Source organism: Clostridium sp., from assembly GCF_050717515.1.
GTDB lineage: Bacteria > Bacillota > Clostridia > Clostridiales > Clostridiaceae > Clostridium_AD.
Genome location: NZ_JBOITL010000031.1, coordinates 83,302 through 102,619, shown reverse-complemented (window position 1 = coordinate 102,619; position 19,318 = coordinate 83,302). Strand labels below are relative to the sequence as shown.

At 29.5% G+C, this 19,318-nt stretch carries 20 protein-coding genes; all 20 read left to right on the top strand.

The features are described 5' to 3' along the window. The first annotated feature begins 25 nt into the window (after positions 1-25). The 20 genes from ACREV6_RS15970 to ACREV6_RS15875 all read left to right on the top strand — a co-directional run bounded on the left by ACREV6_RS15970 (position 26) and on the right by ACREV6_RS15875 (position 19,289). On the top strand, positions 26-361 hold the full coding sequence (locus ACREV6_RS15970) for a hypothetical protein (RefSeq protein ID WP_431579036.1): 336 nt from the start codon (positions 26-28) through the stop codon (positions 359-361). Next, entirely contained in the window at positions 358-594 is a 237-nt protein-coding gene (locus ACREV6_RS15965; RefSeq protein ID WP_431579035.1) for a methyltransferase family protein, read from the top strand. Before ACREV6_RS15970 ends, ACREV6_RS15965 begins: the two co-directional genes overlap by 4 nt. Then, positions 591-737: a hypothetical protein gene (locus ACREV6_RS15960; RefSeq protein ID WP_431579034.1), complete on the top strand. Its 147-nt coding sequence runs from the start codon at positions 591-593 to the stop codon at positions 735-737. Before ACREV6_RS15965 ends, ACREV6_RS15960 begins: the two co-directional genes overlap by 4 nt. A 124-nt stretch (positions 738-861) precedes the next feature. After that, positions 862-1,560 carry a hypothetical protein gene (locus tag ACREV6_RS15955; RefSeq protein WP_431579033.1) on the top strand — a complete coding sequence of 233 codons (699 nt, stop codon included), beginning with the start codon at positions 862-864 and terminating at the stop codon, positions 1,558-1,560. Between the two features lie 11 nt (positions 1,561-1,571). Continuing rightward, positions 1,572-2,441 carry a hypothetical protein gene (locus ACREV6_RS15950; protein ID WP_431579032.1) on the top strand — a complete coding sequence of 290 codons (870 nt, stop codon included), beginning with the start codon at positions 1,572-1,574 and terminating at the stop codon, positions 2,439-2,441. A gap of 95 nt (positions 2,442-2,536) precedes the next feature. Beyond that, the gene (locus ACREV6_RS15945; protein ID WP_431579031.1) at positions 2,537-2,779 is read left to right on the top strand and encodes a hypothetical protein; all 243 of its coding nucleotides are present in this window, start codon (positions 2,537-2,539) and stop codon (positions 2,777-2,779) included. A 302-nt stretch (positions 2,780-3,081) separates the two neighbouring features. Next, positions 3,082-4,200, top strand: coding sequence for an ATP-binding protein (locus ACREV6_RS15940; protein WP_431579030.1), 1,119 nt, complete (start codon positions 3,082-3,084; stop codon positions 4,198-4,200). Then, a complete protein-coding gene (locus tag ACREV6_RS15935) occupies positions 4,188-6,578 on the top strand; it encodes a DUF5682 family protein (RefSeq protein WP_431579029.1) in 2,391 nt (796 codons plus the stop codon). The genes ACREV6_RS15940 and ACREV6_RS15935 overlap by 13 nt, the downstream gene beginning before the upstream one ends. Further along, the gene (locus ACREV6_RS15930; protein ID WP_431579028.1) at positions 6,571-7,416 is read left to right on the top strand and encodes a VWA domain-containing protein; all 846 of its coding nucleotides are present in this window, start codon (positions 6,571-6,573) and stop codon (positions 7,414-7,416) included. The genes ACREV6_RS15935 and ACREV6_RS15930 overlap by 8 nt, the downstream gene beginning before the upstream one ends. Before the next feature lie 815 nt (positions 7,417-8,231). Continuing rightward, a complete protein-coding gene (locus tag ACREV6_RS15925; protein ID WP_185732630.1) occupies positions 8,232-9,635 on the top strand; it encodes an RNA-guided endonuclease TnpB family protein in 1,404 nt (467 codons plus the stop codon). A gap of 322 nt (positions 9,636-9,957) precedes the next feature. Next, entirely contained in the window at positions 9,958-10,275 is a 318-nt protein-coding gene (locus ACREV6_RS15920) for a VWA domain-containing protein (protein ID WP_431579027.1), read from the top strand. After that, positions 10,251-11,966, top strand: coding sequence for a hypothetical protein (locus ACREV6_RS15915; protein WP_431579026.1), 1,716 nt, complete (start codon positions 10,251-10,253; stop codon positions 11,964-11,966). The genes ACREV6_RS15920 and ACREV6_RS15915 overlap by 25 nt, the downstream gene beginning before the upstream one ends. Before the next feature lie 22 nt (positions 11,967-11,988). After that, the gene (locus ACREV6_RS15910) at positions 11,989-12,327 is read left to right on the top strand and encodes a hypothetical protein (RefSeq protein WP_431579025.1); all 339 of its coding nucleotides are present in this window, start codon (positions 11,989-11,991) and stop codon (positions 12,325-12,327) included. Continuing rightward, positions 12,327-15,830 carry a DUF4132 domain-containing protein gene (locus tag ACREV6_RS15905; protein WP_431579024.1) on the top strand — a complete coding sequence of 1,168 codons (3,504 nt, stop codon included), beginning with the start codon at positions 12,327-12,329 and terminating at the stop codon, positions 15,828-15,830. Before ACREV6_RS15910 ends, ACREV6_RS15905 begins: the two co-directional genes overlap by 1 nt. A gap of 2 nt (positions 15,831-15,832) precedes the next feature. Continuing rightward, positions 15,833-16,447: a hypothetical protein gene (locus tag ACREV6_RS15900; protein WP_431579023.1), complete on the top strand. Its 615-nt coding sequence runs from the start codon at positions 15,833-15,835 to the stop codon at positions 16,445-16,447. A gap of 30 nt (positions 16,448-16,477) precedes the next feature. Continuing rightward, positions 16,478-16,882, top strand: coding sequence for a hypothetical protein (locus ACREV6_RS15895; RefSeq protein ID WP_431579022.1), 405 nt, complete (start codon positions 16,478-16,480; stop codon positions 16,880-16,882). A gap of 71 nt (positions 16,883-16,953) precedes the next feature. Continuing rightward, a complete protein-coding gene (locus ACREV6_RS15890) occupies positions 16,954-17,214 on the top strand; it encodes a hypothetical protein (RefSeq protein WP_431579021.1) in 261 nt (86 codons plus the stop codon). Between the two features lie 21 nt (positions 17,215-17,235). Further along, on the top strand, positions 17,236-17,673 hold the full coding sequence (locus ACREV6_RS15885; protein ID WP_431579020.1) for a hypothetical protein: 438 nt from the start codon (positions 17,236-17,238) through the stop codon (positions 17,671-17,673). Between the two features lie 86 nt (positions 17,674-17,759). Beyond that, positions 17,760-18,542 carry a YwqG family protein gene (locus ACREV6_RS15880; RefSeq protein ID WP_226169683.1) on the top strand — a complete coding sequence of 261 codons (783 nt, stop codon included), beginning with the start codon at positions 17,760-17,762 and terminating at the stop codon, positions 18,540-18,542. Between the two features lie 42 nt (positions 18,543-18,584). After that, positions 18,585-19,289 (top strand): endonuclease V, encoded by a 705-nt coding sequence (locus ACREV6_RS15875; RefSeq protein ID WP_431579019.1) that lies wholly within the window; start codon positions 18,585-18,587, stop codon positions 19,287-19,289. Positions 19,290-19,318 lie beyond the last annotated feature (29 nt).

Here is a 19,318-nt window from a genome sequence, read left to right as displayed (position 1 = left end):
ACCAAAAAAAATGGAGGTATTATCTATGGAAACCTTAGAAGGTCATTTTCATAATTGGTTTGGAGTATTGTTTTTTGTTGTACTGTACGGAGTGGTGCTTTTGTTTCTCCCTTTTTATAAAAAGATGGATAAAAAACCTGCAGGAACTTATTTTGCATTCGTCATTGCCTTTGCCATTGAGATGCATGGCATTCCATTTAGCATGTATGTAATATCATGGATTGTAGGCAAAAATCTTCCCGAGGGCGTGTTGTGGGGGCATACATTGGTATCCTCAATTGGTTTTTGGGGTATGTATAAGGATGGCATAAAATATATAAAAAATACTGGTCAAAGGAAACCGGAAAAGGATCACTTGTGAAGCAAGGAATATATAAGTACATCCGTCATCCTCAGTATACCGGGCTACTGCTTTTATCCTTTGGGATGATGGTAGAGTGGGCAACATTGCCAATGCTTATACTATATCCGGTAATGATAGTTATGTATGTACGTCTTGCAAAACGAGAAGAAAAAGATATGCTTGTTGAATTTGGTGATGAGTATAGGGAGTATATGAAGGTGACAAAAATGTTCATTCCGTTTATTGTGTGAAAGGAATATATATAATAGCAATTTGTGGTGCAAAATGGTATGATTTACTTATTAATTACTGGGAAATATTTTTAGTATGGGGTTCGGATGGTGTACTTGACTCCAGTGTAAAAACTGGAATGCAGTTGCATTTGCTAGGGTAAATTCGTGTCAAATGACACAACTCCGCATCTTTTGATGGGGAGTTAAATTAATTGCAAATTTTGTGCGAAAAGCCCACTCCTTAAGCTTCAATTTGAATAAGATATAAAAGAAAGGGTGTCATTAATGAATTTAAAAAACAAAATAATAGTAGCTTTGATTTCTGTAGTAATAATTTTTATGTCAATAGGGGCAAGCATGCATTCCATAGAAAAAATTAATAATAATTATAAACCTAAATCTCAAATTGTGGATGAAAAAATATCAGGTGAAGAAAATAGTCATGTTAATGACACTTCTGATATGATGTTCACAGGTATAGGTGATGCTAAGGCTACAGCTTTACCTGTTAAATATGAAAATGAATTTACTGTGTATGAGAATGAACTTTATGTTACAAATAATAAAGGACAAACTTGGATCAAAGTTTTAAATAATAATGAGGTTGGATATGCTAAGATTAATGATTATTTAGACAATATTTCTACAAATAATATATATGTATCAAAAGATAAGATTGCAGTTGTCTATGGTGGTAAGGGTTCTGATAATATTAGCATTATTTCTGAAGATAGTGACACTAATTATTGGGGGGTAGGTACAATTTCAAAGACTGCAACTCATGATTTAAAAAAAGGTTATGACAGTTTATATATAGATTTTGTTGACGGTGGAGAAAAGGGCTATATTGTAGCAATAAGAAATAAAAAGACTACAAAAGAAGAAAAATTAGTTTATACTAGTGTGAATTCTGGCGTGACTTGGGATGCTTCTGAGAAAACCGATGAAATATATAAAACTGTATTAACTCACTTTAAGATATAGGGGATGAAAATATGATTAAAAATAAAAAGATTAAATGTGGATTAACAATACTAGAAATTTTACTTGTTATATTTCAAATATTAGTTGTCTTATTGGCTTTGTATAAGGATTATTTTTTAATATATGATTGGATATTTTTTGCAATAAACTATCTTATAGCTATATTATTAATATTACTTATAGATAAAAATAAGCCTTCAAAATGGTATAAAGTGGGGTTTGCATTAGCCATATTTGCAATTAATTCAACATTTCTTTATTATTTAGGAAATGTAAACACAGTTATTTCAAAATCGCAAGATAAACAACATGAGGTAATTATAAAAGAATATAAGAATATGAAATTAGAAACAATAAGGCTTAGACGTAGAGGAATTATATTTGGGAAAAATGTAGAAACACTTATTGCTAGCTCATCCTATAAGGCTATTGAAAATGGTAAATATAAAATAGAATGGCCTAATAATGAAATGTCAGTATTAATTTATTGCACATCTGAAGATGAAACCACAGATGAAAAAATTTATAGCTTTAGAGGGAGTAAAGAAGGAAATTATGTAAATGTAATGCCAAGCTTACAGGGAAAATGGATAAGTGAAAATGATCCAAAAAATTATTTTATGGTGAATTCAAATGATATAGTTTATGCAAAGGATAATAAACTTTATTATTATAATAATTCTGACGTGAAACAACAAGGAATTTCAGCAATTATTATAAATAGTAATACTAAGGACAAGCCATCCCTTACCTTAGTTTTAAATTCAGATTCGGTAATCGGTGAAGACTGTTTAGTTAATAAAGGAGGATCTATCACTATTATGAATATTTCTTTTGAAGATTCTAAAGGAGAAATTTTTAGGAAATCTTTACTAAAATAAATGGGTTTAATTCCTTATATTGGGATATAAACAAATTATAATATAGTAAACAATTGTTTTTAGTTTAGAAGATTATTTTATTGGGAGGTAATAAGTTGAAAAAATTAAAAGTTAGTAAGACATTAATTTCAGCAATTGCTATTATATTGTCAGTTTTAAGCATATTTAATGTCATTAATAGTAGAAATGCAATGTCAATTGTATTTACATTATTAGGTATCGTGAGTATATTAGATGGGTATTCCTCATATATTAGGAATAAAAAAGGAGAAGCAACTTTTTTATTTTTAAGTGGATCATTCATAATCTTTGTTTCTGTATTTACAAAATTTTTTTAGGAGTGTATAGACAAGCATTGTAATTATAATGCTTTTTTTTTCGCTTTATTATCACCCATTGTAATTTTAATAAGTAAAGTTGCTCCCAAAACCAAATAAAACTTCCTTTTAAATAGGTTGGCACTTTCAGTAGGGTAACTGTGAATATTGAAGAATTGGTAATGAAATGGGAGAATATTGTCATTATTGAAAAAATATAGATATACTTAAGAAATTACTTAAATGGTCGAAAATAGTAAATGTATGATTAGGATTAGAACTAAGGATTAAATTAACTGATATTGTATATGGAGGAATAAAAAATGAAAAAATCAAATATATTAAAACCGCCAGTAGAAGTTTTTTATGAAGAAGAATTAAAAGCACTAGAGCAAAATGATAAAGAGTTAAAACCGAAAAATTGGAGGTTGTCTCCAAAGGCTGTGAAAACTTTTATATTAGGAAGTAGTAGAAACATTGAATATGATGATGGAAAGAAAATCAAGATAAATAAAAAGTTTTATGGAGATGATAGTCTTATTGAAAGGTGCATAATAACCTTAGCAGGAAACAGAGGACTTATGCTTGTAGGAGAGCCAGGAACCGCAAAGACTATGCTTAGTGAACTTTTAAGTGCAGCTATAAGTGGTACAAGCACTAATACTGTACAGGGAACAGCAGGAACTACTGAAGATATGATTAAGTACAGCTGGAATTATGCTATGCTTTTAGGCACGGGACCTACTAAAGAAGCTTTAGTGCCTTCACCTCTTTATGTAGGGATGAGCAGGGGGATAATAACTAGATTTGAAGAACTAACAAGGTGTCCTGCAGAAGTACAGGACAGTTTAATAAGTATAGTTAGTGATAAGGTATTGAATATACCAGAATTAGGTGACGAAGGGCTTTTATTTGCAGAGCCAGGCTTTAATATTATCGCTACAGCTAATACAAGAGACAAGGGTGTAAATGAAATGAGTAGTGCACTTAAAAGAAGATTTAACTTTGAAACTATATTCCCTATAAGTGATGTTTCCTTAGAGGCTAAGATTATAGAGCAGGAAGTAGAAAAACTGGTGAAAGAGTCAGGGATTAAAGTAAAGATAGATAGAGATGTGGTTAATATACTAGCAACTACCTTCCATGAATTAAGAGAAGGAGTTACAGCCCAGGGGAGCAGAATAGATAAACCAGCAGCTGTTATGAGTACTGCTGAAGCTGTATCTGTTTGTTATCAAACGGCTATGACTTCTTATTATTTTGAAAAGTCAGAAATGAGGGTAGATTCTATGGTTCAGAATATATTAGGAACTGTAGTTAAGGAAAGTAGAGATGATATAGATAAGCTAAAGAATTATTTTAACATTATTATAAAATCTAAAAGTTTAAAAGAAGGTGGATTATGGAAGGAATTTTACGAGGCTAGGAAATGGATAAAATAGACGAAATATATAGAAAAGCCTATGACCTTTCAAATAATATTGTGTATTTTCCAGTAAGACATCATAGTCCAACGTGCTCCTTTCACTTAAAGAGTGTAATAGATGATTATAAGCCAGAGATTATTTTGATAGAAGGCCCTTCTGATGCTAATTCTGTAATACCTTATATTGGAGATGATAAAACCCAGGCACCTGTATGTATTTATTATAGTTATACAGATGAAAAAAAATTGGTTACAGAAGAAGGAGAAAAATATAAGTGCTATTATCCTTTTTTAGATTATTCACCAGAACTTATAGCTATAAGGGAGAGTAAAAAAAGAAATATTCCAGCCGAGTTTATAGACCTTCCTTATGCAGAAATATTAATAAACAGTGAAGCAGGAAAAGGGCTTAGAAAGAGTGAAGAGAAGAATTCGTATAATGATGATTATTTGTTTGAAAAGAGTAAATTTATAAATTCCCTTTGTGAAAAACAAGGTTGTAGAAGTTTTAATGAACTTTGGGAAATGTTATTTGAAATAGATGGTTTAAAAATAGAAACAGGAAGCTTTATAAAAAATATGATAGCCTTTTGTTATCTTTCAAGATGCTTTGAAAGTGAGGAAATTCTTAAGGAAGAGGGATGCATTGCTAGAGAAAAATACATGGCTTCTAAAATAAAAGAATTTTCTTTGAAATATAATAAAATATTAGTGGTAACAGGTGGGTTTCATACTTCAGGACTTATACAACTTTCAGATGAAAATATAGAGATTAACTTACATAATATTAATGAAAAAAACATAGGGGCTTATGCTATGGTATATTCTTTTGAGGAAAGTGATCAGTTAAATGGATATGCTAGTGGCATGCCTTATCCAGCATTTTATCAGAGAATATGGAATAATCTATGCCAAGATATTGAAAATACCTATGAAAAAGCTGTGCTGGATTTTATAGTAATGTGTGGAAGAAATATAAGAAATTCAGTAGGTGGAGTATCTATTGCTGATGAAATTGAAGCACTTAATATGGCAAAAGGACTTCAAAAACTTAGAAATAAGGCAGAATGTGGGGTTTATGAGTTAAAGGATGCAGTAAAATCTTCTTTTATTAAAGGAGAATTTAATATGGCATCGGATGCGCCTTTAATAGATTTACTAAAGCTATTAAGAGGGAACGGAAGGGGGTGCCTTTGTAGTAATGCAGAAGTACCTCCTATTATTTTAGATTTTAGACAGCTTTCCAGTAAATATAAATTGAAAATACAGGGTACTTTGCAGCAGGAAGTGGTACTGGATCTTTATAAAAATAATAGGCATAGGGAAATAAGCGAATTTTTTCACAGGCTGAAGTTTTTAAATACAGGGTTTTGTTTAAATACTAAAGGACCAGATTTTATAAATAAAAAGAATGTAAATCTTATACGGGAAACTTGGAATTACAAATGGAACGTTAATGTAGAAAGTAGTTTGATTGAAAATTCAGTACAGGGTGGAACACTGAAAGAAGCAGTAGAATCTTTACTTTTAAAGAAACTGTCCAGTAATGTAAGTGATAGTGGCGTTATGTCAGAAGGGCTTATAGAAGCTTTTATGATGGGATACACGCATATTCTTTTAAATGCTATATCTATTATAAAAGGTATACTTATAAATGATAATAATTTTTATTCTGTTGCTGAGTGTACCTATAATATTTATTATTTATATAGTGGAAATATGCTGTTTTCAGCCACACAGGATGAAAATTTAAAGCAGCTTTTAATACAATGTTATAACAAAGCGGTAACCTTGGTTCCAGAGCTTTATGCAGTACCAGAAGAAGAGGTAAATAAGGTTATAGTTAGATTGAAAGATTTATACTATATATGCTTAGAACCTGAGTTTGAAGATCATATGGATATATTTAAAGAAGCCTTATTTTCTCTTACAAATAAAACTTCAAGCAATGCAGCAGTAGAAGGAGCAGCCTTAGGACTACTACTTGGACTTAATGAAGTAGATACTTCTTATATATTAAAAAAGGCAGAAGGGTATCTTTACGGTACCGGAGATAAATTTTTAAAATCAGCTACTTTCTTAAAAGGGTTATTTTCTACTGCAAGAGATGTGGTTTTAAGTGAAGAAAAAATGATTATAGGAATAGACAATGTATTAAAGAATCTTAGTGAAGAGGATTTTTTAAGGCTTTTACCTGAACTTAGGCTTTCCTTTAGTTTCTTTGTTCCAAGTGAAATAGACCAAATAGGTGAAGGTATAAGTCAGCACTATGGCATAAGCGAAAGAAAGTTGTTTAATGTAGAGGCAGTAGATCCAGAGGAATTAAATTTAGCTTTAGAGCTTGACAGGTTTGGGAAAGAAGCTTTAGAGGAGTTGGGAGTGTTAAATGAGTAAGGATATAAGCATACTTAATAGATGGAGATTGATTTTGGGGAAATATTCAAGCAATAACTTAAGTTTTTCGGAAGAGTATATAAACTATGCTGATATGGATACCTTACTAGAATTTTTATATGAAAGAGAGTATGGAGAGGAAAGAGGAATAAGAAATGATAAAAGAGGAGGCTCTTTAAACCCTTCAAATCTTACAGTACCTCAGTGGATTACAAAGATAAAGGAATTATTTCCTAAAGAAACCGTAGAAATATTAGAAAAGCATGCTTTAGAGAAATATAACTTAAAGGAATTGCTTACAGATAAAACTGTTCTTGAAAAGTTGGAGCCAAATCCAGAGCTTTTAAAGAGCATTCTTCAAATGAAGCATCTTATGAAGGGTGAGGTTTTAGAAACTGCAAAGAAAATAGTAAAGGTTACAGCGGAAGAAATAGCTAAAAGATTGGAGCAAGATATAAAGACGGCTATTAATGGTAGATTAGATAGAAATAAATATGGCGGAATAAAGTCTTCACGAAATATAGATTTTAAAAGAACCATAAAACAAAATTTAAAGAATTTTAATAGGGAATTAAATACTCTTGTGGTGGATAGAGTTTATTTTAATAAAAGAGTAAAATCTTCTAATCCGTGGAATGTAATAATTGCAGTAGATGAAAGTGGAAGTATGCTGGATTCCGTTATTCATAGTGCTATTATGGCAGGAATATTTTCTAAATTACCTATGCTGAAAACAAATTTAGTTATATTTGATACAGAAATAGTTGACCTTACAGAATATTTAGATGATGTGGTGCAAACCTTGATGAGTATTCAATTAGGAGGAGCAACTTATTAGTTGTATAAAATATATACAAATGTACTCAAACATGTACAAATGTAATATTTTATTCGAATAAAGCTCCCTACATTCGTAAAGAGTGTAGAGTGCGTTTGTATAAACGCCAAAACTCCTTTAATTGCTGGAAGTCCCTAAAGACTAATTAACCACAACGTAGATATGAAATAAAATCAAGCGTGATGGTGACGAAAGTAGAAAAAATAATTAGTATGGTGCAAGGTTAAATCCTAAACACCAAACAACTTTGTAAAAGTTGTAATAATGGGTAATCAGCAGCTAAGACTCGAAGAGAGTAAAGTTCAACGACTAGAGAGAAATCTCGTACCTGCAAGTGTGGGGAAATGGGGAGAATCCTATTATGCCTATTATACAATAGTTGTCTATTATGCAATAGTGCCTATTGTGCAATAGACATAATAGGATTGTGATATAGTCTGTGCTTATATGAAAGTATAAGAAGTTCATAAGAGAACTGCATAGAATTAACGAATTTATGTGAACACTCTAAAAATAATGTATAAATGTAAATTAGATAATTTAGACAACCGTATTTTAAAGTTTTATAATGATCAACTATTTTTCTAAGTCTTTAACAATTAAAGTATAAACGTAATTACTTACAAAACAATGTTCTTTATCAACTTTTAATTTTAGTTTTCAATTTTGCTCTCTTGTAATAGTCATTTTTATACTTATATAAATTTTGCTTATAGCCATTTATATAACCTCAATGAAATATTTTATATCATAAGAAAAAATATCGATAAGATAGTCGACTTATGATAATAATAAAATATAAAGAGGTGAAGATAATGGATACTATAATAAAAACTGTTAAGCAATATTCCTATGAATTAGACGAAGTTACTTTAAAAGAATTAAAATTCATAGCAAATCAATATAAGAATGTTAAAAACTATGTTTATTCAAGATTTAGTGGAATCAATAGTATTCCATTGTTAGGTAAGGAAAGACAAATAAGAGATGAATGGGTAAAAACTAACTTTGCAGAGCAGTGGAAGTTACCTGCGAGATATTGGAAGTTAGCTTTAAGTGAAGCTACGGGAAATATAAAATCACAATGGTCTAATATTAAAAGAAGAATAAGAGAACAAATTAAAGTAAATGATAATTTATCAAATGAAGATAAGCATTATATTAACTACATTTTAAAGTTTGATAATTATTATTATAAAGTATTAACTAATCAAATTTTCAATATTCCTAAGATATTTCAAGATAAGCAGTTAAATTATAAATATCTTAACAACTTGATTAAAAGATATACAAGAAAATATAAAGGAAATATACCTTATTCTAAAAAAGGTGCTACGTTTTCAATGGATACAGGCTTATATTCATATAAAAATGGACATATAAATATAACCTGTGTAAAAAAGGGAAAAAGGTTACCTATTAGATTAACTGATAGTAATATTAGAAATAGTACCTTAAAAGTTAAAATAATAGAAAATAAGGTAGAAATTCATTGTCCTTTAAAAGTAAAAACTAAAGAGAATAATAATCAAGAGAATGTTATAGGAATAGATAAAGGATATAAATATTTATTCGCAGTATCAAGTGGCAAATTTTATGGTGAAAACCTTAATAGTTATCTAAGTAAAGAGACTGAAAGATTAAATAAAGTTAATAAAAATAGAAATAGATTTTGGGCTTTATATAATCAGTATTTAGAAGAAGGTACTATTAAGAACGCTAATAGAGTAAAAGAAAGTAATTTAGGCAGAGTAAAATATAATCACAATAAAGTTAAACATGACCAAACAGTTAAATCTTATATAAACTATTCATTAAACCAATTAATAAAAGAAGAAAAACCAACTGAAATAGTAATGGAACAATTAGATTTTGTTAATTGGAATGATAAATATCCTAAAAGTATAAAAAGAAAATTATCAAGATGGATTAAGGGTTATATAAGAGAAAGGCTTGAATATAAATCGGCTCTAAATAGCATTGAGTATAGCTATATAAATCCTGCATATACTTCTAAAGTTTGTACTGTTTGTGGTGAGTTTGGATTGAGAAGTGGTGATGTATTTACTTGTTCTAAATGTGGAAAAAGTCATTCGGATACTAATGCAAGTAAAAATATATTAAAAAGAAAATATGATAAGGAAATTACGTTATATACAAATTATAAGAAGGTTAAAGAAGTTTTAGAAAATAGATTAAATCATCATCTTCGATGCTGAAATATTAACCACTTCAGAAGGCCATTAAAACACTTACTTGAAAAAGATGAGGCTTTCCTTCTGAAATGTCGTTAAAAGCAAATTAGTGATTTTAAAAAGAATATTTAATCACAAATGTATGTATCTTTTGTGAAAACAGAAAGCGTATATTTTATCAGAAATGAGGGTTGAATAAATCTTTTATTTATAAAATTTTAAAATACGGTTGTGGGAAGTAGAGTAATATTTGCATGGAAGAAGTGCCTATGAAATATCACTGGTACAACCAAGGCTTAAAACTATCATAAGATAGAATAAGTGCGAATTATCTAATTGAGTACATTTGTACATATTTTTAGAACCAGGAACCAACATATCTAGAGCTCTTCAATATTGTAATAGCTTAATGGAAAATCCACATAAGACCATAGTAATATTAGTAACAGACCTTTATGAAGGTAGAAGTTATGCAGCTATGTATTCTAGTGCAAAGGATATTATTGAGTCGGGAGCAAAGCTTATAATACTTCCTGCACTTGGTATAGATGCAGAGCCTGTATATGATAGAGGTGCTTCAGAAAAAATGGTAGCGTTAGGTGCAAATGTGGTTGCTATAACTCCAGGAGGGCTTGCAAAATGGATAGCACAGATAATTGCTTAAAGAAAATAGGAACGTTTTTATTAAATATAGATGATGAATTCTTAATAGGCGTAAGCAATAAAGGTATATTTAATAGGGCTAAAAAGGATTTAGAAAAATCAGAAGCAATAAAAGTAGAGGTGGCGGAGGAAGATTCAGCTTTAAAATGTATTTTAGAAGATGGAACGGAATGTGTCATAAATGAAGATATTAAAGCTTATAAATGTTCCTGTCCCTCAAGAAGCATATGTAAGCACGTGTTAATGTGCTATTTGTATGTGAAAAGTAATTTAAACTCTTTATTTTCCGTAGAAAATAAGAGTTTAAATGAAAATAAAGAAAGTGAAAAGTTTGATTTTAGTGAGTTTTTAAATATAGATATTGAAAGTTTATCAAAATTGTTAGGAGAGAAAGCTTTTAATGAAATAGTAAAAAGAATAAATTTTGGTGTAGAAATCGAAATAGAAGAAGCTTCATTACTTACTATAAAATTTAAAGAGGAAGACCATGTGGTGAAGGTAATTCCAAATATTAAAGAAGAGATTTCGCCTAAAGAAATTTTAGATGAAGTTATATGTTCTTGTAAAAGTAAAGAGATTTGTAGGCATAAGGTAGAAGCTTTAATTCATTATGAAATTTTTAAAGGCTTTATAAAAAAAGAAGATCTCGTTATTTTAAATAAAAAATCTAAAGCTGAAAAAACACTTTTGATTGAAGGTGTAAGTTTGGTTAAAAAGCTTATGGAAGATATTTTATTTGTAGGGATATCTAGGCTTCCAGAAAATATTACAGATAAGGTAGAGAGCACAGCGTTATTATGCCACAGTTACAATCTACCTAATTTAGAAAAGATGCTTAGAAGCGTTAAAAGTGAAATAGAACTTTATATAAACAAAAATGCTTCTTTTTCCATAGCTTCTTTTAGAAAAAAAATAAGTTATATATATACTACTGCTTTAGCCATAGAAAACTGCAAGGATGAAAATAAGCTTTATAAATTATGTGGAGAACATAAGTCTGCTTATTATGATATACCACCAATTATATTATATGGTATAGGAGCAGAATCTTGGAGTTCTAAATCAGGCTATGAGGGCATTACATATTACTATTTTGAAGAAAACAAAGGAAATTTATTTACTTATACCAGCTCAAGACCAACATATTATGATAATAAAAAAAGAAACTATGGACTCGCTTATAGTGAAGTTCCAAGCTTTGGTATTCAAGGCAGTTTAGAGGAAATATCACAGCATTCAATAAGACTTGTTAATGGGAAAATCAATGATGAGAGAAGAATTTCCGCAAGTGGGCAAAGCAAAGGACAGCTTTTAGAAAAAACAGATATATATAAGTTGGATTTTAAAGAGTTATTTATAGATAACTGGCAGCAACTTTTACAGGGATATTCTAAAAAAAATACAAATCTATATATTATTAAGGCTGAAAGCTATGAAAATAGTTCATTTGATAAAATAAACCAAAGGTTTATCTTACCCATTTATGATGCAGAGAAAAATATGATTTGTATAGAGATAGATTATTCTAAAGAGAAAAAAAGAATGATACAAAAGTTTGAAAGAATGGAAAGATTAAAGAAATATCCAGGCAGAATGCTTGTACATACCTACTTAAAGGAAGGACAACTTAGGGTAATACCTATTGTAGCTTATTATGAAAATGGGGATATAGTAAACTTAACATTAAACTAAAATGTTGTAAGGAGTTTGTTTTATGGGAAAGTGCGATAACTTATACCTGCTTATTGAGGATATTGAAGGACTAATGGAGAGTATACTTATAAGCGGTTTTAATGTAGTAAATACAGGTGTATTAGATAACATAAAGCAAGTTTATGAAAACTGTGAAAGAGTTGGATTAAGTTTTGCAGCAGAAAAACTTAAAGACATACATAAGGCTCAAGAGAAAAAAAGACATGATATTAACTATAACTGTGAAGAAATTATGGTTAAATATTTTTTGCTTAATAATTATGTAGAGGCTATTAAAGATAAATTAAATGTAGAAAAAGCAAAAGAATATATGGAATTAAACAACGGAGGCCAAGCATAATGGGGTTACAAGAACATTTAACAGAAAAAATAAGTAATGTGTTAGTAGAGCTGGGAGTATCTGATGAGGTTATTGATAGCTATGAAGCATATATGGAAGGTAGTTTAGAAGAGCAGGAGTTTTTTAATTGTTTACCTACTATAGATATGAATGGCTTACAGGATGCGGTAGTAGAACAATTAGTTAAGACCTATAAATCATTAGAAAAACGTAAGGCGGAAGAATACAGTGAAAGGTATGTAAGAATATTATTTGAAATAGGTGGAAAATCAACTTTTATAATTATGGATAGGTGTTATTCCGGTTATTATAAAGGAGATTTTTGTAGAAAGTTATTAAAATATAAAGTAAAACCTGCCTTTGTAGTAGCATATTATGCGGAGCACATTGTACAAAGTGAAAATAACTTAAGTATTACTTTTATTAATTTTTTTGATGGAATTTATGAAAAATATGAAAATGAATTTGAAGAAGCTTTTGATGTTAGTGATGTAATGGAACAGGTTATTATAGCCTCCTATGAAGTTTATAAAAACCAAGATAAGAAGAAAGAGCTTTGTAATTGGCTTAATCAATTCTTGATATATCCAGAAATTATTTTTACTTTATTTGATGAAAAATTGATTGATTATGATAAAGAGAGAATTTGTAAATATATAAGGGAGGATAACTTAGATTTAGATGAATTAGTAGAAGATTTAATAAGTAGAAAAGTACACTTAAATATAGATAGTTGGCTTTTAAAGATTTTAATGGCTGTAAGTTACAATATAGTTAATCAATCAGAAACAGCAGGGAGATTTCTTAAATTTAGTATAACTATTGAACCGGAAAAAGCCTTTAATACTTTAAATAGTTATCTTACAGTTCAAAGATATAATAAAATAAACAAACTTATAGATAAGATTAATGTTAATAGAGTGTTATATATTGCTTGGATGGCGGGTAAAACTTCTAGCCATAATCAGGGATATAGTAAGGATTTAAAACAAGGGTTACATTCCAATAAGGAAGAGTTTATAAAAGCAATGAAGCTGTGCAGCGGCATTAATAAAGCTTATATGATTTCACTACTATTGAAACAGGGTGAAGGATCAGAATATATAAATGAAGTAGAAGACGCGTTTATTAATAAGTTTTCAGTATTTATGGATAATCTACATATAGAAAAAAGTGTTTATGAAAAGTTTATTTACTATTTAAGAGGAGAATGTGATTTTGAAAGTGTAAAAGATATCTTAGAAGGTTTACTCGGCAAAACAGAACCCTACATATATTATAATGATTATGCTGAAATTTTATTTTGGTTAAAAGATGCATCACCAATGTTTGAAAGAGGAATAAAAATTTTTATTGAAATAGGAAATTCTAGTATATTAAAAAATATATATGAAGAATATAGAGGCAAAGGTAAAGATAAAAAGAGTTTATATGATTTTATTGAATTTATAGATGGTTATGGAGCTTCAATAAATAACTATATTTCATTATTAGGCAGTTATGCTGTTCTTTCTAATGGTGAGACAAACATAATTAAGGAAGCACAAAATAGTATAACTAATATTATGGCTATAGACGACGAAAAATTGATAGAAGCTATAAAAAAATGTGTAGTAGATATAAGAGTATATCTTTTAGAAAAAATATTTAAGTTTAATAAAGAAAAGAATGGCAAAGTACTTATAGATTATTTAGGAGATTCTTCAAAGGTTGTAAGAGAAAAGGTGATAGAACTTTTAACTCTTTGCACAGAATGTCATGAAGATGCAATACCTAGTTTGAAGGCTAAAAAACAAGCAGTTAGAGAATCAGCAGTAAAAATACTTTACAAAAGCAGTAATGAAAAAGTGGTTGAAGCCTTAAATGTGGCATTAGAAGTAGAAAAAACTGAAAAAATAAAAGCACTTTTAAGAGAAGCTTTAAATGTAGAAAGTGATTTAGAAGAAATAAATGAAGAACTAGATATTTTAGAGTACTGCAAAAAAGCTTTTAAAGGTAACAACGCAGCGGGATTAAAATGGTTAGAGTGTGATAGTTTGCCAAAGGTAAGGTTTAAGGATAGTGAGAAATTTGCAGAGGATGAAATCATAAAATTTCTGTTTTTATGTTATGCTCCTTTTATTGAAATAGGCTTAAATAGTGAAGCAAAAAAGGTAAGTGAACTTTTAGATACAAAAGATTTAGCAAAGCTTGCTTTAGAAGTTCTTGAAAGATGGCTTAGCTGTGGTGCGGAAAGTAAGAAAAAATGGGTGCTTTCTTTTACAGCTATTTATGGAGATTATGATGTGATTTGTATATTCAAAAAGAATATAGAAGAATGGCCGAAAAACTCAAGAGGGGCTATAGCTAGTGATGCAGTAAAAGCTCTTGCACTTAATGGAAGTAATGCAGCACTTATAATAATAGATAATATATCAAGAAAGTTTAAATTTAAGCAGGTGAAAAATGCCGCAAGTACAGCACTTAAATTTGCTGCGCAGCAAATGGATATAGATATGGAGGAACTTTCAGATAGAATAGTTCCAGACTTGAATTTTGATGTAAAAGGTGAAAGAGTTTTTGATTATGGTGATAGAAAGTTTATTGTAACACTTACTCCAGAGCTTATCTTAGAAGTACAAGGTGAAAGTGGCAAAAAGTTTAAAAGCCTTCCAGCTCCAGGTAGAAGGGATGACGAAGGTAAGGCAACAGCAGCTTCATTAGAATTTAAAAACCTAAGGAAGCAGCTCAAAACAGTAGCGAATATACAAGCTATCCGTTTAGAAATGGCACTATCTAGTAATAGAAAATGGACAAAAGAAGCATGGGTAAAGCTCTTTGCTCGAAACCCTATTATGAATCAATTTGCTATAGGTCTTGTATGGGGAGTTTATAAAGAAAATGTATTGGTGGATAGTTTCAGATATATGGAAGATGGAACTTTTAATACTGTGGATGAAGATGAATATAACATAGAAGATGGAGCATTAATAGGACTTATCCATCCAGTAGAATTAAGTAAACAAGATATGGAATTATGGAAAGAGCAGCTTAAAAATTATGAAGTAAAGCAGCCTTTTGAGCAACTTAGTAGAGAAGTGTTTGAGGTTAGTGAAAAGGAAAAAACAATAAAAACTGTAGAACGTTTTGGTGGAAGCATATTAAATGGTTTATCTTTACTAGGGAAATTAACTGGTTTTGAATGGAGTAGAGGATCAATTCAAGATGGTGCTGGTTATTATAATTTTTATAAGGAAGATGATAAACTTCAAATTGGAGTTGAACTAAGTTTTAGTGGGTTAAGCATAGGCTTTGAAAATGATGAAGTAACAGTATATGACTTGATTTTTTACAAAAGAGGAACCGTAAAAAGAGGTAGTTATATATACGACACCGTAAAAGAGCAGCACATTATAAAGCCATCAGAAATACCAAATAGATTTTTTAGTGAAATTCTCTATCAAATAAGTAAAGCAATAGAATCAAAAATAGGTATTAATGACAAGTGGAAGGAAGAAAAATAAATATGATTTGTAATGAAAAATTTTATATTATGAGTAATACATATAATAATCAAGCAAAGCTATTCTGGAACGCTAACGTAAAGTATGAAAAATTTGTTTGTGAGCTTTGTGGAGGAATTCATTGTACATATGAATCTCCACATCCTGTTATTTTTTATGGGAAGAGAATTGTAGATATTTATTTTGATATAAGTGGATTTATAATAAGCCCAGCAGTTGTTGAACTTTTAAAAGAGAATAATATTACTGGATATATATTAGAAGATGTGGAACCCCTGGAGTGGAAAGATGGAAAAGGACATGATACTGGACATGATGGAGGTAGCTACAAGTTATTAAAAATTAAGGGAAGATGCGGGTTTTTATGTGATAGTGCTGGGAATATTATTGATAAATGTGAAAAATGTGATAGACACAATAGTGATGTTCTAGATTCCTTAAAAGATGGCTTAGCTTTTAAGGCTGATGATTATGATGGTTCTGATATTTTTCAATTTAATAATTGGACATGGTTACCTATTGTAAATGAAAAAGTGAAAAAACTAATTAAAAAGCATAAATTAAAAGGATTTAAATTTGAAGAATTAAAAGATTATGTTGGGTGTGATGCTTTTTAGAGATTATGTTTTTATGAAAGGTAGATTGTAATGTATTATTTTTTTGAATTTGAAATTAATAATGAAGATAAGTTTAAGAAGTTACAAGACTTTTATTATGCCATAAAATTGAATAAAGATAAGGCTGGGATTATATCAAATGATTTGAAGTGGATTGATTATTTTGATGAAGATACTCTTATGAAATTCTGGTGGCCTTCATCTGATGACCTTAAAGTATATGTAAAATTGTGGGGTGAAACTCCAGTAGAAGAACGATTTATATGTCCAAGATTACAGCATCCCTGGGATTTTGAATCAATGATAGATGCATTTGCTAATGGAGGGTATGAACTCATATCATGTAAAAAGCTATCTGAAAAAAAGGGCAGAATTGAATATAATCCATGGTCTTGGCCATATGGTGGAGCTGATTCTTTTAGAGCATTAATATAATATCATGGATTTAAAATACTAAGAGAAGTTGTTTAAGAGATGTAGATGCATCTAAGAAGCCAATAACTATTATGAAAATAGTAAATGATTATCTAGATTGGCTTGCTAATTTTTATTATGTTTTTAAGCAATATTATATGAATGAATTTATAGATATTGATTTTAATGAAGATTATTTAGAAGAAATTTTTATAGTTCAAGTTGAAGTATTTATTACAGAGGAATCAAAAGGAGCCACAATTTGTTTTAATCATGATGAAGTAGCTCAAAATCATTGGATTGAAATGGTTATTGATGAAAAAGAAATTAAAAGCTTTGCAGTGAATGGATAATAATACAGGCGGTGATAAACAATGAGATATGAAAGAGAAATTGAGTTTTTAAAATCTATAGAGCGGTTAGACACACCGCAAACTTTATTTCAAAACAAAAGAGAAGTGTATTCTAAAAAGCAGATAGAAGAATTGCAAAAAGAACATCCTCAAATCCCTGAGGAGTATCTAGAGTATCTTTCAGAAATAGGTGCAGGCAGTTTTAGAGAAGAGTTTTGTACTATTTTTGGAGAACTTTATGAAATTGAAGATTTTTATGATGAGAGTCTTTTAGAGTTTTTAGAATTTGAGGAAAGAATATTACAATTTGGGTGCGATCCTTCTGGCAAAGCCTTAGTTTTTTTAATTGATGAAAACTGGGAAGTAGGAGAGATTTGGGATGATGATTTGAGCACCATAGAGAGAATGGGAAAAACATTCTATCATTATATTTGTGAGGCAATAAATATTAGGGGTTAAATATGAATTTAAAAGCAATCGAAGCAAAGGGAATTAAAGTATTTGAAGCATGGTGGCATTAATTTAATAAGAATGGAGAGATACTAATGAAAAAATCAATAATAGAATTACCTAAAAGCTTAGAAAAATTTAGAGGTGAAATAGAAAAAACCATAAAACCTTATATAAAAATTAAATTACAAGAGCAAAAAACTATGCCTTGGGAAAGTAAATTAGGAGGAGATCCTTATTTAGAGACTGGCATAGAATATCCTAAAACATCAAAGGGAGAATATTTAAGATTGTTAGCTCAGGTGAATTTTGAGGAAACTCCACATTTAGATCCTTTCCCATCAAAAGGGATATTACAATTTTTTATATTGGCTAATGACGTATATGGTCTTGATTTTGATGATCCGTGCATACAAGATACATTTAGAGTAATTTATATACCTAATGTTGTAAAAAACCAAGAAAATCTAATAAAAGACTTTTCATTTTTAGGAGAACTAGAAGATGATTGGTACATGCCTTTTAGTGAAGAAGGTAAAATGAATTTTTCATTAGAATATATGCCTGTATCTTGGAGTGATTATAGATTCGATAATATGTATAATAATATTAGTTTAACAGAAGAAGAAATTGATGATTACATTGAGAAACTAGATGCTGATGGATGCAAAATAGGAGCATATCCTACCTTTACTCAAGGTGATCCTAGAGAGGATGAAAATATAAGAACATTTGATACATTATTGCTTCAACTTGATTGTGAAAAGGAATGTGGTTTAATGTTTGGAGATAGTGGAGTTGGAAACTTCTTTATAAATGAAGAAGATCTGAAAAAATTAGATTTTACTAAAATTTTATATAATTGGGATTGTTGCTAATAGACTAGATATTAAGGAGAATAAAAAAGGGTGGTGTTTAGATTGAAAGTAAATTACGTTCATGATTTTAATCAAAAGACAGAAGAAGATTTTTTAAATATACAAAACAATTTAAAAGAAAAAATTAATGTTACAAATAAAATAGATCTAGAAAATATAAAAGTTTGTGCAGGAATAGATATTGCTTATTGGGAAAAAAACAATGAAACCATTGGTGCTTGTAGTATAGTAATTATTGATTTTCAAACTAAGAAGGTATTAGAAAAGGTTCACAGTGTTGGAAAGATAGAAGTACCATATATTGCTGGATTTTTAGCTTTTAGAGAATTACCCTTAATACTAGAGGCAGTAGAAAAAATTACAGTTGAGCCAGATATTTTTATATTTGATGGTAATGGATATCTTCACCATAACAATATGGGAATAGCAGCACATGCAGGCTTATTTTTAAATAGGCCTACTATTGGAGTAGGAAAAACTTACTTTAAAATAGATAAAGTAGATTTCATTATGCCGGAAAATGAAGTAGGGGCATATACGGATATAGTTGTAAAGAATAAGGTTTATGGAAGAGCTGTAAGAACTAGCAAAAGTGTAAAGCCTATATTTATTTCTTGTGGTAATAATATAGATTTAAATAGCTGTTATGAAATAGCTATGAATTTATTATCTAAAGATAGTAGAATACCTATTCCAACAAGGCTTGCTGATTTGGAAACACACGTTTTGAGACAAGAATATAGATAGAAATATTATTAGAAAAACAAATGAAGGAG